The 22,263-nt window shown below is 65.3% G+C and carries 24 protein-coding genes; 7 read left to right on the forward strand and 17 right to left on the reverse strand.

Annotated features, from left to right (window positions below; all coding sequences use genetic code 11):
- Positions 1-78 precede the first annotated feature (78 nt).
- Positions 79-804, forward strand: a complete 726-nt coding sequence (locus QU481_RS16370; RefSeq protein WP_289831102.1) for a DUF1223 domain-containing protein — start codon at positions 79-81, stop codon at positions 802-804.
- 61 nt (positions 805-865) lie between these two features.
- Here the strand turns inward: QU481_RS16370 and cysM are convergent, their stop codons facing one another.
- The 11 genes from cysM to cmk all read right to left on the reverse strand — a co-directional run bounded on the left by cysM (position 866) and on the right by cmk (position 11,163).
- Entirely contained in the window at positions 866-1,762 is an 897-nt protein-coding gene (gene cysM, locus QU481_RS16375; RefSeq protein ID WP_289831103.1) for a cysteine synthase CysM, read from the reverse strand.
- 267 nt (positions 1,763-2,029) lie between these two features.
- Positions 2,030-3,025 (reverse strand): ADP-glyceromanno-heptose 6-epimerase, encoded by a 996-nt coding sequence (gene rfaD, locus QU481_RS16380; protein ID WP_289831104.1) that lies wholly within the window; start codon positions 3,023-3,025, stop codon positions 2,030-2,032.
- A gap of 30 nt (positions 3,026-3,055) precedes the next feature.
- Positions 3,056-3,640: a DUF924 family protein gene (locus tag QU481_RS16385; protein WP_289831105.1), complete on the reverse strand. Its 585-nt coding sequence runs from the start codon at positions 3,638-3,640 to the stop codon at positions 3,056-3,058.
- 23 nt (positions 3,641-3,663) lie between these two features.
- Positions 3,664-4,626, reverse strand: a complete 963-nt coding sequence (gene rfaE1, locus QU481_RS16390; RefSeq protein WP_289831106.1) for a D-glycero-beta-D-manno-heptose-7-phosphate kinase — start codon at positions 4,624-4,626, stop codon at positions 3,664-3,666.
- Positions 4,627-4,640: 14 nt separating this feature from the next.
- Positions 4,641-5,960 carry a UDP-glucose dehydrogenase family protein gene (locus tag QU481_RS16395; RefSeq protein ID WP_289831107.1) on the reverse strand — a complete coding sequence of 440 codons (1,320 nt, stop codon included), beginning with the start codon at positions 5,958-5,960 and terminating at the stop codon, positions 4,641-4,643.
- Positions 5,957-6,703, reverse strand: coding sequence for an orotidine-5'-phosphate decarboxylase (gene pyrF, locus QU481_RS16400; protein ID WP_289831108.1), 747 nt, complete (start codon positions 6,701-6,703; stop codon positions 5,957-5,959). Before pyrF ends, QU481_RS16395 begins: the two co-directional genes overlap by 4 nt.
- Positions 6,704-6,722: 19 nt before the next feature.
- The gene (lapB, locus tag QU481_RS16405; RefSeq protein WP_289831109.1) at positions 6,723-7,883 is read right to left on the reverse strand and encodes a lipopolysaccharide assembly protein LapB; all 1,161 of its coding nucleotides are present in this window, start codon (positions 7,881-7,883) and stop codon (positions 6,723-6,725) included.
- Between the two features lie 71 nt (positions 7,884-7,954).
- Positions 7,955-8,248 (reverse strand): LapA family protein, encoded by a 294-nt coding sequence (locus tag QU481_RS16410; protein WP_289831110.1) that lies wholly within the window; start codon positions 8,246-8,248, stop codon positions 7,955-7,957.
- Between the two features lie 132 nt (positions 8,249-8,380).
- Positions 8,381-8,695 (reverse strand): integration host factor subunit beta, encoded by a 315-nt coding sequence (locus QU481_RS16415; protein WP_289831111.1) that lies wholly within the window; start codon positions 8,693-8,695, stop codon positions 8,381-8,383.
- A gap of 8 nt (positions 8,696-8,703) precedes the next feature.
- Complete coding sequence (gene rpsA / locus QU481_RS16420) at positions 8,704-10,404, reverse strand: 30S ribosomal protein S1 (RefSeq protein ID WP_289831112.1); 1,701 nt, start codon at positions 10,402-10,404, stop codon at positions 8,704-8,706.
- Between the two features lie 90 nt (positions 10,405-10,494).
- The gene (cmk, locus tag QU481_RS16425; protein ID WP_289831113.1) at positions 10,495-11,163 is read right to left on the reverse strand and encodes a (d)CMP kinase; all 669 of its coding nucleotides are present in this window, start codon (positions 11,161-11,163) and stop codon (positions 10,495-10,497) included.
- A 182-nt stretch (positions 11,164-11,345) separates the two neighbouring features.
- On the opposite strand from cmk, the gene aroA reads away from it, so the two are divergent.
- The 4 genes from aroA (at position 11,346) to QU481_RS16445 (ending at position 15,503) form a co-directional block, all read left to right on the forward strand.
- On the forward strand, positions 11,346-12,635 hold the full coding sequence (gene aroA, locus QU481_RS16430; protein ID WP_289831114.1) for a 3-phosphoshikimate 1-carboxyvinyltransferase: 1,290 nt from the start codon (positions 11,346-11,348) through the stop codon (positions 12,633-12,635).
- Positions 12,636-12,745: 110 nt separating this feature from the next.
- Complete coding sequence (locus QU481_RS16435; protein ID WP_289831115.1) at positions 12,746-13,318, forward strand: cysteine hydrolase family protein; 573 nt, start codon at positions 12,746-12,748, stop codon at positions 13,316-13,318.
- A gap of 317 nt (positions 13,319-13,635) precedes the next feature.
- On the forward strand, positions 13,636-14,937 hold the full coding sequence (locus QU481_RS16440; protein ID WP_289831116.1) for an MFS transporter: 1,302 nt from the start codon (positions 13,636-13,638) through the stop codon (positions 14,935-14,937).
- A 128-nt stretch (positions 14,938-15,065) separates the two neighbouring features.
- Complete coding sequence (locus QU481_RS16445; RefSeq protein ID WP_289831117.1) at positions 15,066-15,503, forward strand: nucleoside triphosphate pyrophosphohydrolase family protein; 438 nt, start codon at positions 15,066-15,068, stop codon at positions 15,501-15,503.
- Between the two features lie 28 nt (positions 15,504-15,531).
- Here QU481_RS16445 and QU481_RS16450 read toward each other — a convergent pair whose 3' ends face one another.
- Entirely contained in the window at positions 15,532-16,416 is an 885-nt protein-coding gene (locus QU481_RS16450) for a LysR family transcriptional regulator (RefSeq protein WP_289831118.1), read from the reverse strand.
- A 77-nt stretch (positions 16,417-16,493) separates the two neighbouring features.
- On the opposite strand from QU481_RS16450, the gene QU481_RS16455 reads away from it, so the two are divergent.
- The gene (locus QU481_RS16455) at positions 16,494-17,132 is read left to right on the forward strand and encodes a short chain dehydrogenase (protein ID WP_289831124.1); all 639 of its coding nucleotides are present in this window, start codon (positions 16,494-16,496) and stop codon (positions 17,130-17,132) included.
- A 216-nt stretch (positions 17,133-17,348) separates the two neighbouring features.
- On the opposite strand, the gene QU481_RS16460 is transcribed toward QU481_RS16455, so the two are convergent.
- The 3 genes from QU481_RS16460 to QU481_RS16470 all read right to left on the reverse strand — a co-directional run bounded on the left by QU481_RS16460 (position 17,349) and on the right by QU481_RS16470 (position 19,720).
- On the reverse strand, positions 17,349-17,819 hold the full coding sequence (locus QU481_RS16460) for a YaiI/YqxD family protein (protein WP_289831119.1): 471 nt from the start codon (positions 17,817-17,819) through the stop codon (positions 17,349-17,351).
- A 156-nt stretch (positions 17,820-17,975) separates the two neighbouring features.
- The gene (locus QU481_RS16465; protein WP_289831120.1) at positions 17,976-18,722 is read right to left on the reverse strand and encodes an SDR family oxidoreductase; all 747 of its coding nucleotides are present in this window, start codon (positions 18,720-18,722) and stop codon (positions 17,976-17,978) included.
- A gap of 110 nt (positions 18,723-18,832) precedes the next feature.
- Positions 18,833-19,720, reverse strand: a complete 888-nt coding sequence (locus QU481_RS16470) for a prephenate dehydrogenase (protein ID WP_289831121.1) — start codon at positions 19,718-19,720, stop codon at positions 18,833-18,835.
- Positions 19,721-19,780: 60 nt separating this feature from the next.
- Between QU481_RS16470 and QU481_RS16475 the strand changes: the two genes are divergently transcribed.
- Complete coding sequence (locus tag QU481_RS16475; RefSeq protein WP_289831122.1) at positions 19,781-20,080, forward strand: DUF4936 family protein; 300 nt, start codon at positions 19,781-19,783, stop codon at positions 20,078-20,080.
- Positions 20,081-20,154: 74 nt separating this feature from the next.
- Here the strand turns inward: QU481_RS16475 and pabC are convergent, their stop codons facing one another.
- Complete coding sequence (gene pabC, locus QU481_RS16480; protein WP_289831123.1) at positions 20,155-20,964, reverse strand: aminodeoxychorismate lyase; 810 nt, start codon at positions 20,962-20,964, stop codon at positions 20,155-20,157.
- Between the two features lie 11 nt (positions 20,965-20,975).
- Positions 20,976-22,263, reverse strand: a 1,288-nt coding sequence (locus QU481_RS16485; RefSeq protein WP_435382745.1) for an aminodeoxychorismate synthase component I, incomplete at its 5' end; no start/stop codon positions are given.

The following is a 22,263-nucleotide window of genomic DNA, read 5'->3' on the forward strand; positions in this document are numbered from 1 at the left end:
CCCGAGCGCCGTCAGAACCGGAACCTTGCCACGACCAACCTGTATGGCGATTCGGCCCACCTTGCCCTCTGGAGGCCCATGATGCGTTACTTTCCACTGCTTGCCCTCGCCGTGTTGCCACTAGCCGGCCAGACTGCGGCGCTCAGTGCTCACAGCCCCACCCCGCCTGCGTTGCTGGTCGAGCTGTACAGCTCCGAGGGCTGCAACAGCTGCCCGCCGGCAGACGCTTGGCTCGGCATGTTGGGCCGTTACGGCCCTCGGGTCATCCCGTTGGCGCTGCATGTACCCTACTGGGACGGTCTGGGCTGGCGCGACCGCTTCGCGCAACCGGCGTTCGAGGCGCGCCAACGCCAACTCGCCGCCGCGAATGGCAGGGGCTTCGTGTACACACCAGGGGTATTTGCCAACGGCCGCGAGTTTGCCGACTGGCACCGAGACAGCGCGCTGCGCGAGCGGCTGGCCAACGTCGGTACCAATGCGCCACAGCTGCGACTAGAGGCGAGCGTCGACGTCGGCACGATAGCCGCGACGCTGGCCGCCGACAGCCTGCGGCCCGGGGAGCAGCTGCGCCTGGCGCTGGCACAGGATGGGCTGGTTAGCCGGGTGCAGGCGGGCGAAAACGCAGGCGTCACACTGCATCACCAGCATGTGGTGCGCGCGTGGCAGGGCCCGTGGACGACACAGCAGGCTCACGCCCGCTTCCAGCTCCCGGCCGACGGCGGAGCCTTGACGCTGGTTGGATGGGTCGAACGCGCGGCCAACGGACAGGTACTGAACGCCGTCGCGCTACCGTTGCCCCACTGAGAAAGACATTCGGCCACCCCTAGGGCTGGCCGAATAGTGCGAAACAAGTGAAGTCAGCGGCTCAGCCGAACACCCCGGTCGACAGGTAACGGTCGCCGCGGTCGCAGACGATGGACACGATGACCGCATTCTCCAGTTGCGCCGACAGCTTCAGCGCCACCGCCAGCGCACCGCCCGACGACGGGCCGGCCAGGATGCCCTCCTCGCGCGCCAGACGCCGTGCGGTCTCCTCGGCCTCGGCCTGCGTCACATGCTCAAGCCGGTCAATCGCGGTGAAGTCGCAGATCTTCGGCAGGTACTCGTCTTCCCACTTGCGAATGCCGGGAATCTGGCTGCCCGGCTCCGGCTGGACGCCGACGATCTGCACCGCTGGGTTCATCTCCTTCAGGAAGCGGCTGGTGCCCATGATGGTGCCGGTGGTGCCCATGCTCGACACGAAATGGGTGATGGTGCCTGCGGTGTCCTGCCAGATCTCCGGACCGGTGCTCTCGTAGTGGGCAAGCGGATTGTCCGGGTTGGCGAACTGGTCAAGGATCACGCCGACGCCCTCCGCCTCCAGGCGGCGCGCCTCGTCGATCGAACCGGGCATCGACAGCGCCGCCGGCGTCAGCACCACTTCGGCACCGTACGCGCGCATCGTGAGCACCCGCTCGGCACTGGAATTCTCCGGCATCACTAGGATCAGCTTGTAGCCCATCATCGTCGCCGCCATCGCCAGACCGATGCCGGTGTTGCCGCTGGTCGGCTCGATCAGCGTGTCGCCCGGCTTGATGCGGCCGCGTGCCTCAGCGTGACGGATCATCGACAGCGCCGGCCTGTCCTTTACCGACCCACCCGGGTTGTTCCCCTCCAGCTTCACCAGCACGGTGTTGGAGGTGTGGCCCGGCAGGCGTTTGAGTCTGACCAGCGGAGTACGACCGACGAAGTCTTCCAGGTAGTTGAAGGTGGGCAGCGCCATGTGAAAACCTTTCAAAATGATGGCCCATTATACGCTGCCACCCGGCAAATTCGCCCCCGTCGCCAATAGGGCCGTTGCCAGGCGAGCCAAACGACAACGCCCGCCCCGAGAGCGGGCGGGCGTTGTCGTTTAGGGTGCCGGCACCTTAAAACGTAGCATCGCTGACAAAGCCCAGCGCAGCGATCCTGGCTAGGCGCCCTGCCGCAGGCAGTGCACGTAGTACGGCAAGGCAGGGCAACAACGCCAGGAGGGCTTTGTCAGTGACGCTCAGCGCGCGTACAGCCAGTCGACGTAACGGTCGACGCCCTGCTGCACGGTCAGGAACGGCGCGTTATAGCCGATGTCGCGCAGCTTGGTGATGTCGGCCTGGGTGAAGCTCTGGTACTTGCCCTTCAGCGCGTCCGGGAACTCGGTGTACTCGAGGATGCCCTGGGCGACCAGCTCCTCCAGTGTTAGCGCGGGCTTGCCCTCGTGACGGCGGCAGGCGTTGACGGTGGCGACCGCCACGTCGTTGAACGGCTGCGCGCGGCCGGTGCCGAGGTTAAAGATGCCGCTCTTCTCTGGGTGGTCGAGGAAGTGCATGTTCACCCGCACCACGTCGTCGACCGACACGAAGTCGCGGCTCTGGCCGCCATTCTCCCAGCCGTCCCAGCCGCCGAACAGCTTGACCTTGCCGGTCTCGCGGTACTGGTTGTAGTTGTGGAACGCCACCGATGCCATGCGGCCCTTGTGCTGCTCGTTCTGGCCGTAGACGTTGAAGTAACGGAAGCCGGCCACCTGGGCGGTCAGGCCCTCTTCCATACGCTGGCGCAGGATCTGGTCGAACAGGAACTTCGAGTAGCCATACACGTTCAGCGGACCCTCGTGCGAGCGCTCCTCCTTGAACACCTTGCCGCCGCCATATACCGCCGCGCTGGACGCGTACAGGAAGGGAATCTCTTCTTCCTGGCAGAAATCGAACAACGCCAGCGTGTACTGGTAGTTGTTGTCCAGCATGTACTTGCCGTCGTGGTTCATCGTGTCGGAGCACGCGCCCTGGTGCAGGATGGCGGTCAGCTCACCTTCCAGCGCACCGCTGACCACGCGCTCGATGAAGTCGTGCTTGTCGAGGTAGTGCGAGATCTCGCAGTCGACCAGGTTCTTGAACTTGTCGCCATTGCTAAGATTGTCAACGGCGATGATGTCGGTTTCGCCGCGGGCGTTCAGCGCGCGGACCAGATTGGAGCCGATGAAGCCGGCGGCGCCGGTAACGACGATAGTCATGATGCAATCCTCAGGTGGGCCGAAGCCGGCTCAGAACGACGAGCCCGGCTGCGTCAGAAAGTCTTGTTCTTCCGGAGTGGAGGCGCGCCCCAGCGCCGCGTTGCGGTGCGGGAAACGGCCGAAGCGGGCGATGATCGCGTGGTGGCGACGCGCGTAATCGAGTGTCGAGTCGTGGTCCGGGCTGTCGTCCGGCAGCGAGGCGTGGCGGCGCAGCGACTCCTCCTGATCGGCCAGTTCCTCGCTATGCTCGAGCGGCAGGTAGAAGAACCACCGCGCCACCGGCGGCAGCGCGACGTCCCAGCGGTTGGCGATCGCTTCGCGGACGAGCCGCCGTGCCGCCGCATCGGTCGCGAACGCATCGGCATGGCCACGGAACAGGTTGCGCGGAAACTGGTCGAGCACGATCGCAAGCGCCAGCGCGCCCCGTGCGCTGTCGACGTCGTCGTCGAGCTGCCCGGCATGGGCGCTCTGCCACAGGCCGAGGAAGCGGCGGTGCAGTTCGGCATCGAACGCCGCGTTCTTCGCGAACCAGTAGTCCTGCGGCACCGACAAGGCATTCAGATCGCGACCGCCGAACCAGAAGTCCAGCACTTCGTGCTGCCAATTATGCGCCATGCCACCCTCCTCAGTGCGTTCGCTCAAACCGCGAACAGCTCTGCTTGGCTGCACACCGCGGTGCCGAGCTTACCGACCACGATGCCTGCGGCTGCATTGGCCAGGCTCATCGCCTGCGGCAGCGCGAGACCGGCGGCCAGTGCCAGCCCCAAGGTACCGATCACCGTATCACCCGCACCCGAAACATCGTAGACCTCGCGAGCCTGCGTCGGTTCGTGCACCACACCGTCGGCGCGGAACAGCGTCATGCCCTCCTCGCTGCGCGTCACCAGTAGTGCGTCGAGATTGAGCTCGGCGCGCAACGACTCGGCACGGGCGTTGAGATCGGCCTCGTCCTTCCAGCGCCCCGCCACCTGGCGGAATTCGCTGCGGTTCGGTGTCAACAGCGTCGCGCCGGCGTACTTGGTGTAGTCGTCGCCCTTCGGATCGATCAGCACCGGCTTGCCGGCACCGCGCGCCAGCTCGATCATCCGCGCCACATGGGTCAGGCCACCCTTGCCGTAATCGGACAGGATCACCACGTCGTGGGCGTGAACGATTGCCGCGTATTCATCGAGCTTGTCCGCCAGCACCTCGTGGCTCGGCGCGTCCTCGAAATCCAGGCGGATCAGTTGCTGCTGGCGGGCGATCACACGCAGCTTGATCGTGGTGGAGATATCCGGGTCGCGACGGAACGAGGTGGCGATGCCGTCGGCTTCGAGCAGCCGCTCGAGCGCAGTCGCCGCCTCGTCATCACCGGTCACCGACAGGATGGTCGCCTGGCCGCCGAGGCTGGCGATATTGCGCGCCACATTGGCAGCGCCGCCGGCGCGCTCCTCCATCCGCTCGATCTTGGCCACCGGCACCGGCGCCTCGGGCGAGATGCGGGTGGCGTCGCCGAACCAGTAGCGGTCGAGCATGACGTCGCCGACCACCAGCACGCGAGCCCGGGCCAGCCGCTCCGCCAACTGCACCGCGTTCAGCTTTACTTTGTCGAGTACATGCATGATGCCGTCTCCGCTCAGCGGCCGATCGCGATGTAACGGAAGCCCTGCTCGCGCACCAGCGCCGGGTCGTATAGGTTGCGACCGTCGAAGATCACCGGCGCCTTCATTGCGGCGCGGATCGCATCGAAATCGGGCACGCGGAACAGCTTCCACTCGGTGACGATCACCAGCGCGTCGGCGCCATCGAGCGGCGCCATCATGCTGTCGGCGAACGTCAGGCGCGGATTGTCGCCCATCACCCGCTGCGCCTCGTGCGTGGCGACTGGATCGAAAGCGACCACCTCGGCGCCGCGCTGGATCAACTCGGCGACGATCACGCGGCTCGGCGCCTCGCGCATATCGTCGGTGTTCGGCTTGAACGACAAGCCCCACAGCGCGAAGCGGCGGCCGGACAGGTCTTCGCCGTACTCGGCGACGATCTTCTCGACCAAGCGGTGCTTTTGCAGATCGTTGGCGTCTTCGACCGCTTCGAGCACACGCAGACGGTGGCCGTGCTCGCGCGCGGTCGAGATCAGCGCCTTGACGTCCTTCGGGAAGCAGGAGCCACCGTAGCCGACGCCCGGGTAGAGGAAGTGGTAGCCGATGCGCGGGTCGGAGCCGATGCCCTTGCGCACCATCTCGATATCGCCGCCCAGCGTCTCGGCGAGGTTGGCCAGCTCGTTCATAAACGAGATCCGCGTCGCCAGCATCGCGTTGGCGGCGTACTTGGTCAGCTCGGCCGAACGCACGTCCATGAACAGAATGCGCTCGTGGTTGCGCTGGAACGGCTCGTACAGGCGGCGCATCAGCGTGATGGCGCGCTCGTCGTCGGCACCGATCACCACCCGGTCCGGACGCATGAAGTCGTCGATCGCCGCGCCTTCCTTGAGGAACTCCGGGTTGGACACCACGCTATACGGCAGCTCGACACCACGTGCGGCCAGCTCTTCGGCGATCGCCGCCTTCACCTTGTCGGCGGTGCCGACCGGCACGGTCGACTTGTCGACGACGACCTTGTAGGCGTCCATATGGCGGCCGATCGCGCGAGCGGCCGACAACACGTACTGCAGGTCGGCCGAACCGTCCTCGTCCGGCGGGGTGCCGACGGCGATGAACTGGATCTCGCCGAACGCAACCGATTCGGCCACGTCAGTGGTAAACGACAGGCGGCCGGCTTCGACGTTGCGACGCACCAGCTCCTCGAGGCCCGGCTCGTAGATCGGCACGCCGCCGTTTTGGAGGATGGCGATCTTGTTCGGGTCGACGTCGAGGCAACACACCTTGTTGCCCATTTCGGCCAGGCAGGTGCCGGTAACCAGGCCGACGTAGCCGGAGCCGATAACGGTAATTTTCATTGCTGCGCGTCCTTGTAGAGGGCGATCTCGCGATTGATCGTGGTGAGCACCGCCAGCGGATCGGCGGCGCGGGTGATCGGGCGCCCGATCACCAGGTAGTCGGCGCCAGCAGCGATCGCGGCAGTCGGGGTCATCACGCGACGCTGATCGTCGGCGGCCGAGTCGGCCAGGCGGATGCCCGGCGTCACCAGCTTGAAGTCGGTGCCGAGCGCGGCCTTCAGGCGCGACGCCTCTTGGGCCGAGCACACCACGCCGTCGAGGCCGCTGTCGCGGGTCAGCGTCGCCAAGCGCAGCACCTGCTCTTCGGGCGGGATGGTGATGCCGATCTCGGCCAGATCGCTCGCCTCCATGCTGGTCAGCACGGTCACGCCGATCAATAGCGGACGCTGGCTGTACGCTTCGAGCGCCTCGCGCGCAGCCGCCATCATGCGGCGACCGCCCGAGGCATGCACGTCGACCAGCCATACGCCGAGCTCGGCGGCGATCTTGCAGGCATGAGCAACGGTGTTCGGGATATCGTGGAACTTCAGGTCGAGGAAGACCTTGAAGCCGCGCGCCACCAGCGCCTCGATCAACGAGCGGCCGGAGGCGGTGAACAGTTCCTTGCCGACCTTGAGGCGGCACTGGGCCGGGTCGAGGCGGCTGGCGAAATCGAGCGCCTCGCGTTCGGTAGCGAAGTCGAGCGCCACGATCACGGGCGATACCGGCTCGAGGTCGAGGCCGGCGGCAAGCAATGGGTTCATGCGAGGTCCTGCTGAAGTATCAATGAATTTCGGAACGGTTCGGCGTCAGGCTTTCCCACTCGCCGCATACCGGGCAATGCCAGAAGAACGCGCGCGAGCGGAAGTTGCAGCACTTGCAGCGGTGCATGGTCAGACGCGCGGCGTTTTTCATCACCACGGTGCGGGCCAGCTCGGCGTCCATGCGCTTGTCGGGTGACAGCTCGTCCATCTGCGCCTCGATCAGCCGGTATACACCGGCGAGGCTCGGGCGGCCGTGCACCGCTTCGCGCACTGCCTCGAGCGCCTTCTCCTCGCCCTCGTAGGTGGCGACCTTCTGATAGAGCAGATCGGTCAGTTCCAATTGCGGGAAGGTCTTCAGGTAGCCGCGCAGCAGCGCGATGCCGTCGAGCGGCCTGCCGAGTTTCTCGTAGGCGTCGAACAACCGTTCGCCAGCCATCGAAAGGTATTCGTAACCCTGCTTCTCGATCGCCTGCCAGGCGGCGATCGCCGCCTCGCTATCGCCCTCGGCGAAGGCGATGTCGCCGGCGATCAGGCTGGCGCGCACGCACTTGCGGTTGGCGTTGAACGCCGCCTTGACGAACTCGCGCGCCGCCGCGTAATTGGAGCGGAACAGCTCGGCCTGCGCCAGCTCGCAGTAGAACTGCGCCACTTCATGCAGGAAGGAATGCGAATCGCTGGCGAGTCCCCGCGCCAGTTCGATCGCCTTCTGCCAGTCGCGGTCCTGCTGGTAGATGTCGAGCAGTTCCTTGCGCGCGGCGAGGCTCATATTGCCGTCAACCAGCTTCACCAGCGTCTCTTCGGCGCGGTCGATCAGCCCGGCCTTGCGGAAATCCTGGGCCAACTCGAATCGCACGCTATCGCGCGACTCGGCGGCCAGCTCGGTTGAGTCGAGCATGGTGTGGTGCAGACGGATCGCACGGTCGTTCTCGCCGCGCTTGCGGTAGAGCTTGCCGAGCGTCAGCTGGAGCTCGAGTGCATCGGGGTGCTGGCGCGCCACTTCGGCCAGGGCGCCGGCGGCGACGTCGGTCTTGTCGTCGACCAGCGCGTCGAGACCCTTGAAGAAGCCGCTCGGCACCGCCATCGCCTGCTTGAGCACAGCGCGCATGTCGACGCGCGCGGCAAACCAGCCCAGGCCGAAAAACGCCGGGAACAGCAACAGCCACCACAAATCCAGATCCAAGGAATACCTTTCAACGGGAACGCAAACGCCCGCCGCCGGTGACCCGACGGCGGGCGAACGAAATATAACAATCAGTCGGCCAAGGCGTCACTCGGGTCTGCCGTGGTCGAACGGCCCTGCTGCTGCAGGCGCATTTCTTTTTTCAGTTGCGACAGCTCTCGCCGCATCTTCAGGTAATAGGTAAAGGTGGCCAACAGGCCGATCGCCGCACCCGCCACGAAGAACAGCAGCAGGAATACGATCAGCGGTGCGCTCCACACCTGGCCGAAGAACAAGCGGAACTCGACACTATGGCTGTTCTGCACGGTGACGGCGACCAGCAGAATCAAGAGGGCAATCTCTATCAGGCGGATCAGGTAACGCATGGCGGTTTCGCTTCGTATTGGTCGAAGCCAAGTTTATACGATTTGCGCGGCGCATCCCAAGGCAAAGCGCCAACAAAAAACGCCGCGTCGGAGACGCGGCGTTGACTATGGCGTATTCAGGCTTGTTTAGTACTACGCTTGCTCGTCGCTAAGCAGGGCTCCATCGACCCGCTCGCGCAGTTCCTTGCCGGCCTTGAAGTGCGGCACGTACTTCTCAGGTACTGAAACGCTGGACCCCGACTTCGGGTTGCGGCCGACCCGCGGCGGACGGTAGTTCAGATCGAAGCTACCGAAGCCACGGATTTCGATCCGCTGCCCTTGGGACAGGCTGCTGGCCATCGCATCCAGAATGGTTTTGACGGCCAGCTCAGCGTCTTTGAAGACCAACTGAGAATTGCGCTCGCCAAATCGTTCGGCCAACCTCGCAATCAGCTCAGACTTGGTCATCGGGCGTATTACTCGTTACCGCCCGACAGCTTGGCCTTCAGCAGCGCGCCCAGGCTGGTCGTGCCGGTGCTGACGTTCGATTCGTTAGCAGTCGACAGCGAACGCAGGGCAGCGGTCTCTTCCTGAGAGTCCTTGGCCTTGATCGACAGGCTGATGTTGCGCGACTTGCGGTCAACGGCAATGATCAGCGCTTCGACTTCTTCGCCTTCCTTCAGCACGCTGCGAGCGTCTTCGACGCGGTCGCGCGACAGCTCGGAAGCACGCAGGTAGCCTTCGACGTCAGCCGACAGCTGAACCACGGCGCCCTTGGCGTCCACCGACTTCACGGTACCCTTAACCAGCGAACCCTTGTCGTTGATGGCCACGAAGTTGTTGAACGGATCGCCTTCCAGCTGCTTGATGCCGAGGCTGATGCGCTCTTTCTCGACGTCGATCGACAGCACGACGGCTTCAACTTCGTCGCCCTTCTTGAACTTGCGAACGGCGTCTTCGCCGGTCTCGCTCCACGACAGGTCGGACAGGTGCACCAGACCGTCGATGCCACCCGGCAGGCCGACGAACACGCCGAAGTCGGTGATCGACTTGATCGCGCCTTGCAGCTTGTCGCCCTTCTTGTAGGTCGCAGCGAAATCGTCCCACGGGTTGGCCAGGCACTGCTTCATGCCCAGGCTGATACGACGGCGGTCTTCGTCGATCTCGAGGATCATCACTTCGACTTCGTCGCCAACTTGAACCACCTTGGACGGGTGTACGTTCTTGTTGGTCCAGTCCATTTCGGACACGTGTACCAGGCCTTCGATGCCCTGTTCGATTTCAACGAACGCGCCGTAGTCGGTCAGGTTGGTCACCTTGCCGAACAGGCGGGTGCCCGACGGGTAGCGACGCGACAGGCCGATCCACGGATCTTCGCCCAGCTGCTTCAGGCCCAGCGAAACGCGGTTCTTCTCTTGGTCGAACTTCAGGACCTTGGCTTCGACTTCGTCGCCAACGGCCAGGACTTCGCTCGGGTGCTTCACACGACGCCATGCCAGGTCGGTGATGTGCAGCAGGCCGTCGATACCGCCCAGGTCAACGAACGCACCGTAGTCGGTGATGTTCTTGACGATACCCTTGATGACGGCGCCTTCGCGCAGGGTTTCCAGCAGAGCCTTGCGCTCTTCGCCCAGGGTCTCTTCCAGCACGGCGCGACGCGACACAACGACGTTGTTGCGCTTGCGGTCCAGCTTGATGACCTTGAATTCGATTTCCTTGCCTTCGTACGGAGTGGTGTCTTTCACCGGACGTACGTCGACGAGCGAACCCGGCAGGAAGGCGCGGATGCCGTTGACCATCACAGTCAGACCACCCTTGACCTTGCCGCTGATCATGCCCGACAGGATCTTGCTGGTTTCCAGCGCTTCTTCCAGTTCCACCCAAGCGGCCAGGCGCTTGGCTTTTTCACGCGACAGCTTGGTTTCGCCGTAGCCGTTTTCCAGCGCGTCGATCGCAACGGTCACGAAGTCGCCGATGGCCACAGCCAGCTCGCCGCTATCGTTCTTGAATTCTTCAACCGGGATCAGCGACTCGGACTTCAGGCCGGCGTTGACGGTGACGAAGTTGTTGTCGATGCCAACGACTTCGGCGGTGATCACTTCACCCACGCGCATTTCTTGAAGAGCAAGGCTCTCTTCGAACAGTTGGGCAAAGCTATCCATGGTGAGGGTAGTCATTAAAGAATACTCACTTGCGCACGTCCAAGGTCGTGCAAGGTTAGGTTGGCACTGGCCGCATGCCCTTGGTCATGCGGCGCTGCAAAAAATCTACTTGCCGGAAACGACGAGCGACTGGTACCAGCCGAGCACGGTTTCGACCGCCTGGTCGACGGTCAGCTCGGTGGTGTCCAGCCGCTTGGCATCCGGCTCTTGTCTCAACGGGGCTACCGGGCGGGCCGCATCGCGTGCATCGCGCGCCTCGATGTCATCGAGAATCTGCTGGAGGTTAGCAGATTCTCCCTTGTTGATCAACTGCTTATAGCGTCGATCGGCGCGTTCTTCAGCACTGGCGGTCAGAAAGATTTTCAACGTGGCGTCGGGGAATACCACCGAACCCATGTCGCGACCGTCGGTGACCAGGCCCGGCGCCTGGCGGAACGCGCGCTGGCGCTCGAGCAGCGCGGCGCGCACCGCCGGCAGCGCGGCAATCTTCGAGGCGCCCATGCCGATCACCTCGGCGCGGATCTCCTCGCTGACGTCCTCGCCGGCCAGCCACACCTGGCTGTCGCGAAACTCGACCGGCAGCGTCAGCGCCGCCTCGGCCAGCGCCTCCTCGTCGTCGAGCTCGATCTCGTCGAGGCGGGCGTACAGCGCGGTCAGCCGGTACAGCGCGCCGGAATCCAGATAATGGAAGCCGAGGCGGGAGGCAACGAGGGCGGCGACGGTGCCCTTGCCGGAAGCCGACGGGCCGTCGATGGCGATTACCGGGACAGTCATGACATTCCTTCAAACAAAGCAAAAGCCGGCGATGGCTTTCTTTCAGAAAACACCGTGCCGGCTCGACAATTCGGCCGGGATTCTACCCCGATTCGCCGGTCAGCCCAACCGCGATTGTGACCTTCTCGCTACAGCCGTTATGATTGGACGATTATTCCAATCCGACAAAGACGATCCGCTTCATGGAAACCCTAGACCTGCTGCCCGCCGGCCCGCTAGCAGGCAGCGTCAAGCTGCCCGGCTCGAAGAGCATCTCCAACCGCACCCTGCTGCTCGCGGCGCTGTCCGACGGCGTCACCGTGGTGCGCGAGCTGCTCGACTCGGACGACACCCGCCACATGCTGACCGCGCTGAGCCAGCTCGGCGTCGGCATCGAGTCGCTCGGCGACAATGCCTACCGCGTCAGCGGCAGCGGCGGCGCCTTCCCGGTCAAACAGGCCGAACTGTTCCTTGGCAACGCCGGCACCGCGTTCCGCCCACTGACCGCTGCGCTGGCGCTGATGCAGGGCCACTACCAGTTGTCGGGCGTGGCGCGCATGCACGAGCGCCCAATCGGCGACCTGGTCGACGCGCTGCGCGTGGCCGGTGCCGACATCGACTACTTCGGCAACGAAGGCTACCCGCCGCTGGCGATCAAGCCGGCGACAATCTCGGCCGATCGGGTGATCCCGATCCGCGGCAATGTGTCGAGCCAGTTCCTCACCGCGCTGCTGATGGCGCTGCCGCTGACCGGCCAGAGCGCCACCATCGAGGTGGTCGGCGATCTGATCTCCAAGCCGTACATCGAGATCACGCTGAACCTGATGGCGCGCTTCGGCGTCACCGTGGTGCGCGACGGCTGGCAGCGCTTCACCATCCCGGCCGGCCAGCGCTACCGCGCGCCCGCCGAGATCCTGGTCGAGGGCGACGCCAGCTCCGCCTCCTACTTCCTCGCCGCAGGCGCCTTGGCCGGCGGCCCGGTGCGGGTCGAGGGCGTGGGCCGCGACAGCATCCAGGGCGACGTGAAGTTCGCCGATGCGCTCGCCGCGCTCGGCGCCACCATCACGATGGGCGAACACTGGATCGAGGCGGCCGCGCCGGCCGGCAAGCTCAAGGCCTTCGATCTCGACCTCAACCACATCCCCGACGCGGCGATGACGCTGGCGGTGGCGGCGCTGGCCGCCGACGGCCCGTGCACCTTGCGCAATATCGCCAGCTGGCGCGTGAAGGAAACCGACCGGCTCTCCGCGATGGCGATCGAACTCAGAAAAGTCGGTGCCACCGTCGAAGAGGGCGAGGACTATCTGGTGGTGACCCCGCCGGCCGCGCTGATCCCGAACGCGGCGATCGACACCTACGACGACCACCGCATGGCGATGTGCTTCTCGCTCGTGTCGCTGTTGGGCGTGCCGGTGACGATCAACGACCCGAACTGCGTGGCCAAGACCTTCCCGGACTACTTCGCGCGCTTCGCCGCGCTGGCCGGCCGCTGAGCGACGCCCACTTGGCCGACCCCGCCGGTTCGGCCTTTTGTTTATCCACTTAGTAATCCAAGTTACTATTCATAAATCTAACTAATATCCTGCTCCGGGAAAGGACCGCCATGACCCCCGCTCTGCTCGTTATCGACCCGATCAACGACATCATCCACCCGGACGGCAAGCTCGCCTCCTGCGCGGCCTCCGTCGCCGAGCACGATGTGCTGGCCCGCATCAACGCCGCGGTGTCACATGCACGCGCCCAGGGCTGGCCGGTGATCTGGGTCAGCGTCGGCTTCGACAACCCGGAGCGCGAAATCCCGCCGCGCTCCAAGCTGTTCGCAGGCGCGCGCAGCGGTGCGGCGCTGAAGAACGGCAGCTGGGGCACCGCCTTCCATGACGCGCTCGACGTCGCCGACGACCTGTTCATCGTCAAAACGCGTGTCAACCCGTTCTACGGCACCAAGCTCGCGGTGCAACTGGCCGCCAACGACATCGACACCCTGGTGATTGCCGGCGTGTCGACCACGATGGCGGTGCAGTGCGCCGCGCGCGACGCGCACGACCGCGACCTGCGCGTAGTGGTGCTGACCGACGCCTGCGCCGACCGCAGCGCGGCGCAGCACCAAGCCTCGCTCGACGCGCTTTCGCTGATCGCCGAGCTGCGCGATACCGCCAGCCTCGCCGAACTTAACTAAGCGCGGCTTTCGCCGGCACTGGGCTTGGCCGCACGAAGCGTTGTCTTATAACAAACGAGTCCCCAGCCCGGTCGATCGCACCTTGTGGCACTTCGACACATCCCACCCCTGTTTGTCACCGGATCGGCGCGATTCGTGCCCATCCTGCACACCAAACTAGCGTTTGATCTCTTCGCAACAAGCTTTTGCGACACAAAATGCATCACACCCCGGCCGACATCGCTCGCCATTGGCATATCGGCGATTGAATCCAGCTGCGTCGCTCGGTAGTCTCGTGGTTCCACACATCAATAATCACAAGACTAAAGAGAGCGACCATGCAAGCCAGACTCGCCGAAGCCTCCCCACCCGCCCGCCCGCTGAACCGCCAGGACTACAAGACCCTGTCGCTCGCCGCGCTGGGCGGCGCGCTGGAGTTCTACGACTTCATCATCTTCGTGTTCTTCGCCGCGGTGATCGGCCACCTGTTCTTCCCGCCCGACAGCCCCGACTGGCTCAGCCAGTTGCAGACCTTCGGCATCTTTGCCGCAGGCTATCTGGCCCGCCCGCTCGGCGGCATCGTCATGGCACACTTCGGCGACCTGCTCGGCCGCAAGCGCATGTTCACGCTGTCGATCATCCTGATGGCGCTGCCGACGCTGGCGATGGGCCTGTTGCCGACCTATGCCAGCATCGGCATCGCCGCGCCGCTGCTCTTGCTGGCGCTGCGCATCCTGCAGGGCGCCGCGATCGGTGGCGAAGTGCCGGGCGCCTGGGTGTTCGTGTCCGAGCACGTACCCAACCGCCACACCGGCTACGCCTGCGGCACGCTGACGTCGGGCCTGACCGCCGGCATCCTGCTCGGCTCGCTGGTTGCCACCTGGATCAACACCGCCTACTCGCAGGCCGCCATCCAGGAATGGGCATGGCGCCTGCCCTTCCTGCTCGGCGGCGTGTTCGGCTTGGTGGCAATGTATCTGCGCCGCTGGCTGCACGAGACCCCCGTGTTCGCCGAGATGCAGGCCAAGAAGGCATTGGCCGAGGAGCTGCCGCTGAAAACGGTGGTGCGCGAGCACAAGCGCGCGGTACTGGTGTCGATGGGGCTGACCTGGCTGCTGTCGGCCGGCATCGTGGTGGTGATCCTGATGACGCCGACCTATCTGCAAAAGCAATTCCACATCGCCCCGGCCACCTCGCTGCAGGCCAACAGCCTGGCGATCATCGCGCTGACCATCGGCTGCATCTTCTTCGGTGCGCTGATCGACCGGCTCGGCGCCGGCAAGACCTTCGTGCTCGGCTGCCTGCTCCTGGCCAGCACGAGCTACGCCTTCTACCACTCGCTCGGCAATGCGCCGGAGCAGCTGTTCCTGCTCTACCCGCTCGCCGGCTTCGCGGTCGGCATCGTCGGCGCGGTGCCTTACGTGATGGTGCGCTCCTTCCCGGCGGTGGTGCGCTTCTCCGGCCTGTCGTTCTCGTACAACCTCGCGTACGCGATCTTCGGCGGCCTGACGCCGATCGCGGTAACGCTGATGCTGAAGAACGACCCGCTGGCCCTGGCCCACTATGTGTTGGCGCTGTGCGCGCTGGGGCTAATCCTGGGTCTGTATATGCTCGTCAACGATCCAAACCGCTCCCGCTGAACCGCCCCAGCCATCCACCACAACCCCGGCCAAGCGCCGGGGTATTTCATTGCTGGCACTCCACGCTCTGGTTCGCGCCCTGCGCCCTGTATACAATATCTAGACTGTAACCACATAAAAAACACAAAATGGCCGATTTATTCGCAGCACGGCGCGCCTTCATGCACGCCTTCGACATGCCGCTGCCGGACTCACCGACCTTCCGCGCAGAGCAGCTGGCAATGTGGCAAACGATGCTGGCAGAAGAGTGGCAGGAGTTCACCGAAGCGCTGGCCGACTACCGAACGTTGGCCGACCAACCGCCGGCCGAGCAGCTGCGCCGCCGCGCCGAGCTGACCGCCGAGGGCGTCGACGTGCTGAACGTGCTGGTCGGCCTGCTGCTGTCGCAAGGGCTGCCGGTGGAGGCAATGTTCAATGCGATCCACGCCGCCAATTTGCGCAAACAGGTGAACGGCCAAGTGGTGCGCCGTGCCGACGGCAAGATCCTGAAACCGGACGGCTGGCTGCCGGCCGACAAGGAGGACGTGATTCGCGCCGCGATGGCCGACGACTCCGCCCTCGCCTAAGCCCCCCCACCACCGTGACAGCCCGGCGCTACTCGCCGAGCCGCTCGCGCACGAACTCGACGAAACGGGTCAGCTTCGGCGTCGCCAGCCGGTCCTGCGGATAGACGATCTGCACCGGCCGGGCCGCCGGGGTGTAGTCGGCCAACAGCGGCACCAGCCGGCCGCTGGCCAATTCGTCGGCCATTAGCACTTCCGGCTGCAGGATGATGCCGAGCCCCGCCAGCGCCGCCATGCGTAGCGCCTGCCCGTTGTTGGTGCGAAAACGGTTCGGCGAAGCGGCTTCGACGCCGTCCGACTCGCCGCCCGGCGGCCAGCTCCAGTAGCGCCCCCAGTGAGTAAAACCCAGACAGTGGTGCCGCGCCAGCTCGTCCGGACGGGTCGGCGTGCCGGCACGGGCGAGATAGGCTGGCGCGGCGGCAATCACCATCCGGTACGGCGCCAGCGGCCGCGACACCAGCGTGGAGTCCTGCAGCTGGCCGATCCGGATCGCCGCGTCGATACCCTCCCCGACCAGGTCCACCACCCTGTCGTCCAGCAACAATTCGATGCTGACTTGTGGATAGCGCATCAGGTACTCGGCGACCAGCGGCGTCAATGCCTGGGTTCCCAGCGTTACTGGTGCGCTGATCCTGAGCAGGCCGCGCGGCTCGACACGCAGAACCTCCACGCTCGATTCGGCGGCGCGGATGTCGGCGAGGATCTGCCGGCAGCGCTCGTAGTACAGCCGGCCGATCTCGGTCAGGCTCTGCCGCCGGGTGGTCCGGGTCAACAGCCGCGCGCCGAGCTGCTCCTCCAGATGCCGCACATGGCGGCCGACCATCGGCGCCGACATGCTAAAGCGGTCTGCCACTGCGCTGAAACCGCCCGCCTCGACCACCGCAACGAACACTTCCATGCTGAGCAGCTTATTCACGATTAGAAACCCATAGTTTTTATTCTTGTAAATCTACACTGATTTATTCATTTTTTGCACTGGGCGACACTCTCTCCATCCCGACAGCAACGTCGGCTTCACTTAAGGAGAGCAGCATGAAAATCGCCGTATTCGGTGCCAGCGGCACGCTGGGCCGCGCCGTGGTCGAACGCCTCGGCCAGCATCACGACATCATCAGCATCGGCCGCACCAGCGGCGACTACCGCGCCGACCTGACCGACATCGCCAGCATCCGCACGGTGCTCGAAAAGATCGGCCCGCTCGATGCGCTGATCGCCACCGCCGGCCAGTTGCACTTCGGTCCGCTGGCTGAGACCACGCCGGAACAGTTTCAGATCGGCCTTAACGACAAGCTGCTCGGCCAGGTCAACCTGGTACTGGCCGGCCAGCATCACCTCAACGACGGCGGCTCGATCACGCTGACCAGCGGCATCGTCAGCGACGAGCCGATCCGCAACGGCAGCAACGCGACGACGGTCAACGCGGCGCTGGAGGGTTTCGTGCGCGCCGCTGCGCTCGAGTTGCCGCGCGGCCTGCGCGTCAATGTGGTCAGCCCGAACGTGGTCGTCGAGTCGTGGAAAGACTACGGGCCGCTCTTCCCCGGCGTCGAAGCAGTGCCGGTCGCGCGAGTGGCGCTGGCGTACCAGCGCAGCGTCGAAGGCATCCAGAGCGGACGTGTACTGCGGGTCTGGTAAGAACCTGTTCACGATCTGCTGCACTCGGGTGATCCTGCGTTGAAATGCCGCTCAAAATGCTCATGGACTCCCTGTCCATTCCGCTTTTTCGTGTCATTTCGCCTTGGCTGCCCCTTCGTTCGCGAGAACGTGAACAGGTTCTAAGAAAAAGGCAGGCCGCACGATGCGCGGCCTGCCTGCCTTCGATTCGGGTAAATCAGGGACATATCGAGCGTGCTAGCGCTCCACCTTCACCAGCGCCTTGGCGCGGTTGTGCAGCCATCCGTCCAACTCTCGCGCAAATACCTGCCGGTCGCGTTGGCCGAACGGCGGCGGCCCGCCGGTTTCGACACCGCTGTCACGCAGCTCGGTGAGGAAATTGCGCATCGTCAGCGCAGCGCGGATCGTGCTGGCGGTGTAGCGCTCGCCTCGGGGATTAAGCGCCTCGCCACCGGCCTCGACCACCAGAGCGGCGAGCGGCACATCGGCCGTCACCACCAGATCGCCTCGCTTCACCTGCTGCGCGATATAACCGTCGGCCACGTCAAAACCGCTCTCCACTTGTACTGCGTTCACCCACCGTGATGGCGGTGTGCGCAGCAGACGATTGGCGACCAGTGTCACCGCCACCTGCTCGCGATCGGCTGCGCGAAACAGCATCTCCTTCACCGCCGCCGGACAGGCGTCGGCATCAACCCAGATTTTCATCCGCACTCCTGTGTACTGAAAATCACTCACAAAACCCAACGCAGTGGTCGCGCGCGCCTTGACGCAGAAAACGAGGCATTGCCGAAGTTTCTGCAAAGATACGGCACAAGCGCGTACGGCAAGGCTGGGAACAACGCAGGGGATTGTTAGTGACGCTTAACGCCCGCCCGACACATCGAGCAGGCTGCCGGTACAAAACGACGCTTCCTTGGACAACAGCCAGACGATAGCGTTCGCCACTTCTTCTGCGGTGCCGCCTCGCTGCATTGGGATAGTAGGTGCCACACGCGCCACCCGGCCCGGCTCACCGCCGCTGGCGTGGATGTCGGTCTCGATCAGCCCAGGGCGCACCGCGTTGACGCGGATGCCCTCGGCGGCCACCTCGACCGCAAGGCCGAGCGTCATCGTGTCGATCGCGCCCTTGCTGGCCGCGTAGTCAATGTACTCGTTGGCCGAACCGAGCCGCGACGCGGCCGACGACACGTTGACGATCGCGCCGCCCTGCCCCCCATGCCGGATTGACATCCGCCTCACCGCCTCGCGCGCGCACAGGAAGCTGCCTATTACGTTGATCGCCATCACTCGCTGCAAGCGCGCCGCGTCGAAGTCCTCCAGCCGCCCCTGCGGCGACACCACGCCGGCGTTGTTGACCAGCGCCGACAAGGGGCCGAGCTCGGCGTCGCAGCGCTCGAACATCGCCACCACCTGCGCTTCGTCCGACACATCGGCCTTGAGCGAGACGGCACGTCCGCCAGCAGCAACGATGTCGGCCACCACCGCGTCGGCGGCAGCGCTATCGCGCAGGTAATTGACGCCGACCGCGTAGCCGGCCTTCGCCGCCAGCCGAGCGGTGGCAGCGCCGATGCCGCGGCTCGCGCCGGTAATCAGGACAACAGGCTGCATGGTGTCTCCTTATTCTTGTGGAATAACGCGTTTTCCGGTCTAGGGTTGACCAAAACGCGGGGGTGACAAAGCCGGCCATCCGGTTGGACGGCCTGCCTCAAAAACCGGGGTCAGCTATTGCGCAGGAAGCGCTGATGCCAGGCGACGCGCGCCTCGCGGGCGTGCTCGAAGAAGTCGTTCAGCTCGTCGGCGGCGCCGGCCTCCACCAGGCGGGTCAAGGCATCGAGGTTGGCGCGATAACGCGCCAGCTCGGCGAGCAAGGCGTCGCGGTTGGCCAAGCTGATATCGCGCCACATCTCCGGGTGGCTGCCGGCGATGCGGGTGAAGTCGCGAAAGCCAGTGGCGGCGAAGTCGAAACAGCGCACCGCGTCGGGCTTGTCGGCGACCATGCCGACGTAGGCGAACGCCAACAGATGCGGCAGGTGGCTAACGGTGGCGAACACCGCATCGTGCTCGTCGGGGCCCATCTGGTGTACGTTGGCGCCACAGGCACGCCACAGCTCGGCGACCAGTTCGGCCGCGTCTGGCGCAGTCTCGACCAACGGCGTGATCACCACCTTGCGGTTCTCGTACAGGCCGTACTGCGCGGCGGCAGCGCCGGACAGGTCAGAGCCGGCGATCGGATGCGCCGGCACACAGCGCGCCAGATGGCTGGGCAGGTGCGCGCGCATCAGTGCGACCACGTCGCCCTTAGTACTGCCTGCATCGGTGACGATGGCATGGGCGGGCAGCACCGGCGCGATCGCGTCGAACACCCGTGCCATCTGGCCAACCGGCGTCGCAACGAGCACCAGATCGGCGGCGGAGCAGGCAGCGGCCACATCCTGGCTCGCCTCGTCGATCACACCCAGCTCCAGCGCGCGGCGCAGGTTCTTCTCGGAGCGGCCGACGCCGATCACCCGACCGACCCGGCCGGCACGCTTGGCCGCCAGCGCAAAAGAACCGCCGATCAGGCCGACGCCGACGATCACCACCGTTTCCACCCGCTGCACGCTCATTCCTCTTCTGTCTCTTTGTTGGACAGGTATCATAAGCGATTTCCCGCCCCGAGGTCGCCGATGGCACGCCCGCGTAGTTCCTTGTACGTGTATTTCAAGCTCGCCGCGCCGGACACGGCGCTGTTTCACCGGCTCACCGCGATGCAGGCGGAGCTGGCTTGGCAGACCGGCGCCGATGCCCGCCTGCTGCACCGGCGCGACGACGCGCTCACCTGGATGGAAGTATACGAAGGCATTACCGACACCGATGCCTTCGCCCGTGCACTCGACGCCGCACTGCTGCGCCACGGTATCGACCCAGCAGCCCCGGCCCGCCATCTTGAATGGTTCGTGCCGTTCGATGCACCGCCGGTGCCATGAAAAACGCCACGGCTGATGCCATGGCGTCCTTGTTCCAATCGGGCTCGAAGATCCGCGCCTAAGCATGGCGAGCCCTAGTTTTCGTCGAGCCGCCGTCGTTGCCAGTGGCGCGTGACGGGAAACGCCGACCAGCGCCGCTGCGCGAGCTCGGCGACCGGTACGACGCCGAGCAGACTGTTGCCGAGGAACAGCTCGTCGGCGTCGAGCAGCTCGGTAAGCTCGGGTCGCGTTTCCGACACCGGGCATCCGGCTTCCGACGCAGCAGCCATCAGCCAGGCGCGCAGCGCCCCTGACACCCCGCAGAAGTCCAGCTTCGGTGTGCACAGCACACCATCCCGCACGTAGAACAGATTGCTCATCGTCCCTTCGGTCACCCGGCCATCCTCATCGAGCAGCAGCCCTTCGAAGATCGCCGGGTCATCCCACTCGGAGCGCGCCAGCACGTTCTCCAGCCGGTTCAGGTGTTTGATGCCGGCGAGCAGCGGCTGCCGCGACAGACGCAACTCGCACACCCGCACCGTCACGCCGTGTTCGGCCAACGTCCCCGGATAGCCTCCCCATGCCGCCGCCGACACGATCCGCGTCGGCATCGCATCGCCGGGCATCGCGTAGCCACGCTTGCCGACACCGCGGGTGATCACCACCTTGGCGACCGCACGCTCAAGGTTGACTGAACAAACGGCCAGCTCGCCAAGCAACAGCGACTCGTCCGGGCACAGCAAGCGCAGGCGGCGGCAGTCGTCCCGCAGCCGCGCGTAATGCCAACGCCACAGTCGCGGCCGGCCGGCCACGAGTTCGATGGTACGGAACACACCGTCACCGTATGCGAGGCCACGGTCGGCAGCGGACACGGTGTCGGCCGGCAGGCCGTTGATCAGCATCATCGCGATACCCCTCAGTCCACCACGCCGAGCGCGCGCAACAGCCCGCGCACCTTGTGGCGGGTCTCCTGCAGTTCCCGTTCCGGATCGGAGTCGGCGACGATGCCGCCGCCGGTGCGGAAGCGCAGCCGGCTGCCCTCCTGCATGAAGGTGCGGATCAGGATGTTGCTGTCCATCGTGCCGTCACGGTTGAGGTAGCCAAGCGTGCCGGTGTAGGCGCGCCGCGCGCTGTTCTCCAGCTCGCGGATGATCTGCATGGTGCGCACCTTCGGGCAGCCGGTGATGGTGCCGCCGGGGAATAGCGCGCGGAACACCTGGACGGTGTCGACGTCGTCACGCAGGCGCCCACGCACGTTCGACTCGATGTGGTGCACGTAGGCATAGCTCGCCACTGCCATCAGCTCGTTCACCTCCACCGTGCCCGGCTGCGAGATGCGCCCCAGGTCGTTGCGCTCCAGGTCGATCAGCATCACGTGCTCGGCACGCTCCTTGATGCTGCTGATCAGCCGCTGTTTCAGCGCGGCGTCCTCGTCCGGATCGGTCGAGCGCGGATGGGTGCCGGCGATCGGCCGGGTATCGGCCCAGCCGTCGCGCACTCGCACCAGTCGCTCCGGCGAGGAGCTGACGATCTGCGCGTCGCCCAGGTCTGCCAAGGCCGAGAACGGTGCCGGGTTGGCGCGGCGCAGCGCGGCGAACAGGTCCGGCGCGGCGATGCCGTCGGCCAAGGTCGCACGCCAGCCGCGCGATATATTCACCTGGAACACATCGCCCTCGTAGATGTAGCGCTTGAGCCGCACCACCGCGTCGGTGTACCACTCCGGCGGATCCTCCTCGAGCGCGGCCAGTGCCACCGGCTGCGGCTGGAACGGCGGGACATGCTCGACGCTGCGCGCCAGTTCGACCCGTTCCGCCTCGCTCTCGGCCATCAGCCAGGCCTGCTGCTTCTCGCGGTCGACCAGCACGGCGGCCGGCACCCTGGAGAGGGCGGCGATCGGGAAGCTGTCCGGCAGCGCCGCCGGCACGGTTGGCTCGAAGGCCGACAGCAGGTCGTAGCCGAGGTAGACGAACCAGCCGCCGGTGAACGGCAAACCGTGCGGATTGGCGACGTCCTCGCGCGGCAGCGCGGCCAGATCGGCGAGAAACGCCGCTTCGTCACCGGCCTGGTAGACGCGGCGCTCGCGCGGCAGGGCCAGCAGCAGGTCCCAGCCGGTATCGCCGGACGACTGCAGCAGGTAGGGGAAACGGACGCGGTCGGCGGCATGGAGCGCCAACAGGTCGGGAATCGAGGCGAGAGGCTGACAG

Origin of the sequence: Crenobacter oryzisoli, assembly GCF_030385785.1 — a bacterium.
GTDB classification, from domain to species: Bacteria; Pseudomonadota; Gammaproteobacteria; order Burkholderiales; family Chromobacteriaceae; genus Crenobacter_A; species Crenobacter_A oryzisoli.

Bases quoted from the DNA above. Each gene is read 5' to 3' on its own strand.
- QU481_RS16410 (WP_289831110.1), bottom strand. From the start codon at position 8,248: ATGCGTTACCTGATCCGCCTGATAGAGATTGCCCTCTTGATTCTGCTG.
- cysM (WP_289831103.1), bottom strand. From the start codon at position 1,762: ATGGCGCTGCCCACCTTCAACTACCTGGAAGACTTCGTCGGTCGTACT.
- QU481_RS16475 (WP_289831122.1), top strand. From the start codon at position 19,781: ATGGCACGCCCGCGTAGTTCCTTGTACGTGTATTTCAAGCTCGCCGCG.
- pabC (WP_289831123.1), bottom strand. From the start codon at position 20,964: ATGATGCTGATCAACGGCCTGCCGGCCGACACCGTGTCCGCTGCCGAC.
- QU481_RS16465 (WP_289831120.1), bottom strand. From the start codon at position 18,722: ATGCAGCCTGTTGTCCTGATTACCGGCGCGAGCCGCGGCATCGGCGCT.
- QU481_RS16440 (WP_289831116.1), top strand. From the start codon at position 13,636: ATGCAAGCCAGACTCGCCGAAGCCTCCCCACCCGCCCGCCCGCTGAAC.
- pyrF (WP_289831108.1), bottom strand. From the start codon at position 6,703: ATGAACCCATTGCTTGCCGCCGGCCTCGACCTCGAGCCGGTATCGCCC.
- QU481_RS16370 (WP_289831102.1), top strand. From the start codon at position 79: ATGATGCGTTACTTTCCACTGCTTGCCCTCGCCGTGTTGCCACTAGCC.
- cmk (WP_289831113.1), bottom strand. From the start codon at position 11,163: ATGACTGTCCCGGTAATCGCCATCGACGGCCCGTCGGCTTCCGGCAAG.
- aroA (WP_289831114.1), top strand. From the start codon at position 11,346: ATGGAAACCCTAGACCTGCTGCCCGCCGGCCCGCTAGCAGGCAGCGTC.
- QU481_RS16445 (WP_289831117.1), top strand. From the start codon at position 15,066: ATGGCCGATTTATTCGCAGCACGGCGCGCCTTCATGCACGCCTTCGAC.
- QU481_RS16385 (WP_289831105.1), bottom strand. From the start codon at position 3,640: ATGGCGCATAATTGGCAGCACGAAGTGCTGGACTTCTGGTTCGGCGGT.
- QU481_RS16470 (WP_289831121.1), bottom strand. From the start codon at position 19,720: ATGAGCGTGCAGCGGGTGGAAACGGTGGTGATCGTCGGCGTCGGCCTG.
- QU481_RS16460 (WP_289831119.1), bottom strand. From the start codon at position 17,819: ATGAAAATCTGGGTTGATGCCGACGCCTGTCCGGCGGCGGTGAAGGAG.
- QU481_RS16435 (WP_289831115.1), top strand. From the start codon at position 12,746: ATGACCCCCGCTCTGCTCGTTATCGACCCGATCAACGACATCATCCAC.
- rfaD (WP_289831104.1), bottom strand. From the start codon at position 3,025: ATGACTATCGTCGTTACCGGCGCCGCCGGCTTCATCGGCTCCAATCTG.
- QU481_RS16395 (WP_289831107.1), bottom strand. From the start codon at position 5,960: ATGAAAATTACCGTTATCGGCTCCGGCTACGTCGGCCTGGTTACCGGC.
- QU481_RS16415 (WP_289831111.1), bottom strand. From the start codon at position 8,695: ATGACCAAGTCTGAGCTGATTGCGAGGTTGGCCGAACGATTTGGCGAG.
- rfaE1 (WP_289831106.1), bottom strand. From the start codon at position 4,626: ATGCATGTACTCGACAAAGTAAAGCTGAACGCGGTGCAGTTGGCGGAG.
- rpsA (WP_289831112.1), bottom strand. From the start codon at position 10,404: ATGACTACCCTCACCATGGATAGCTTTGCCCAACTGTTCGAAGAGAGC.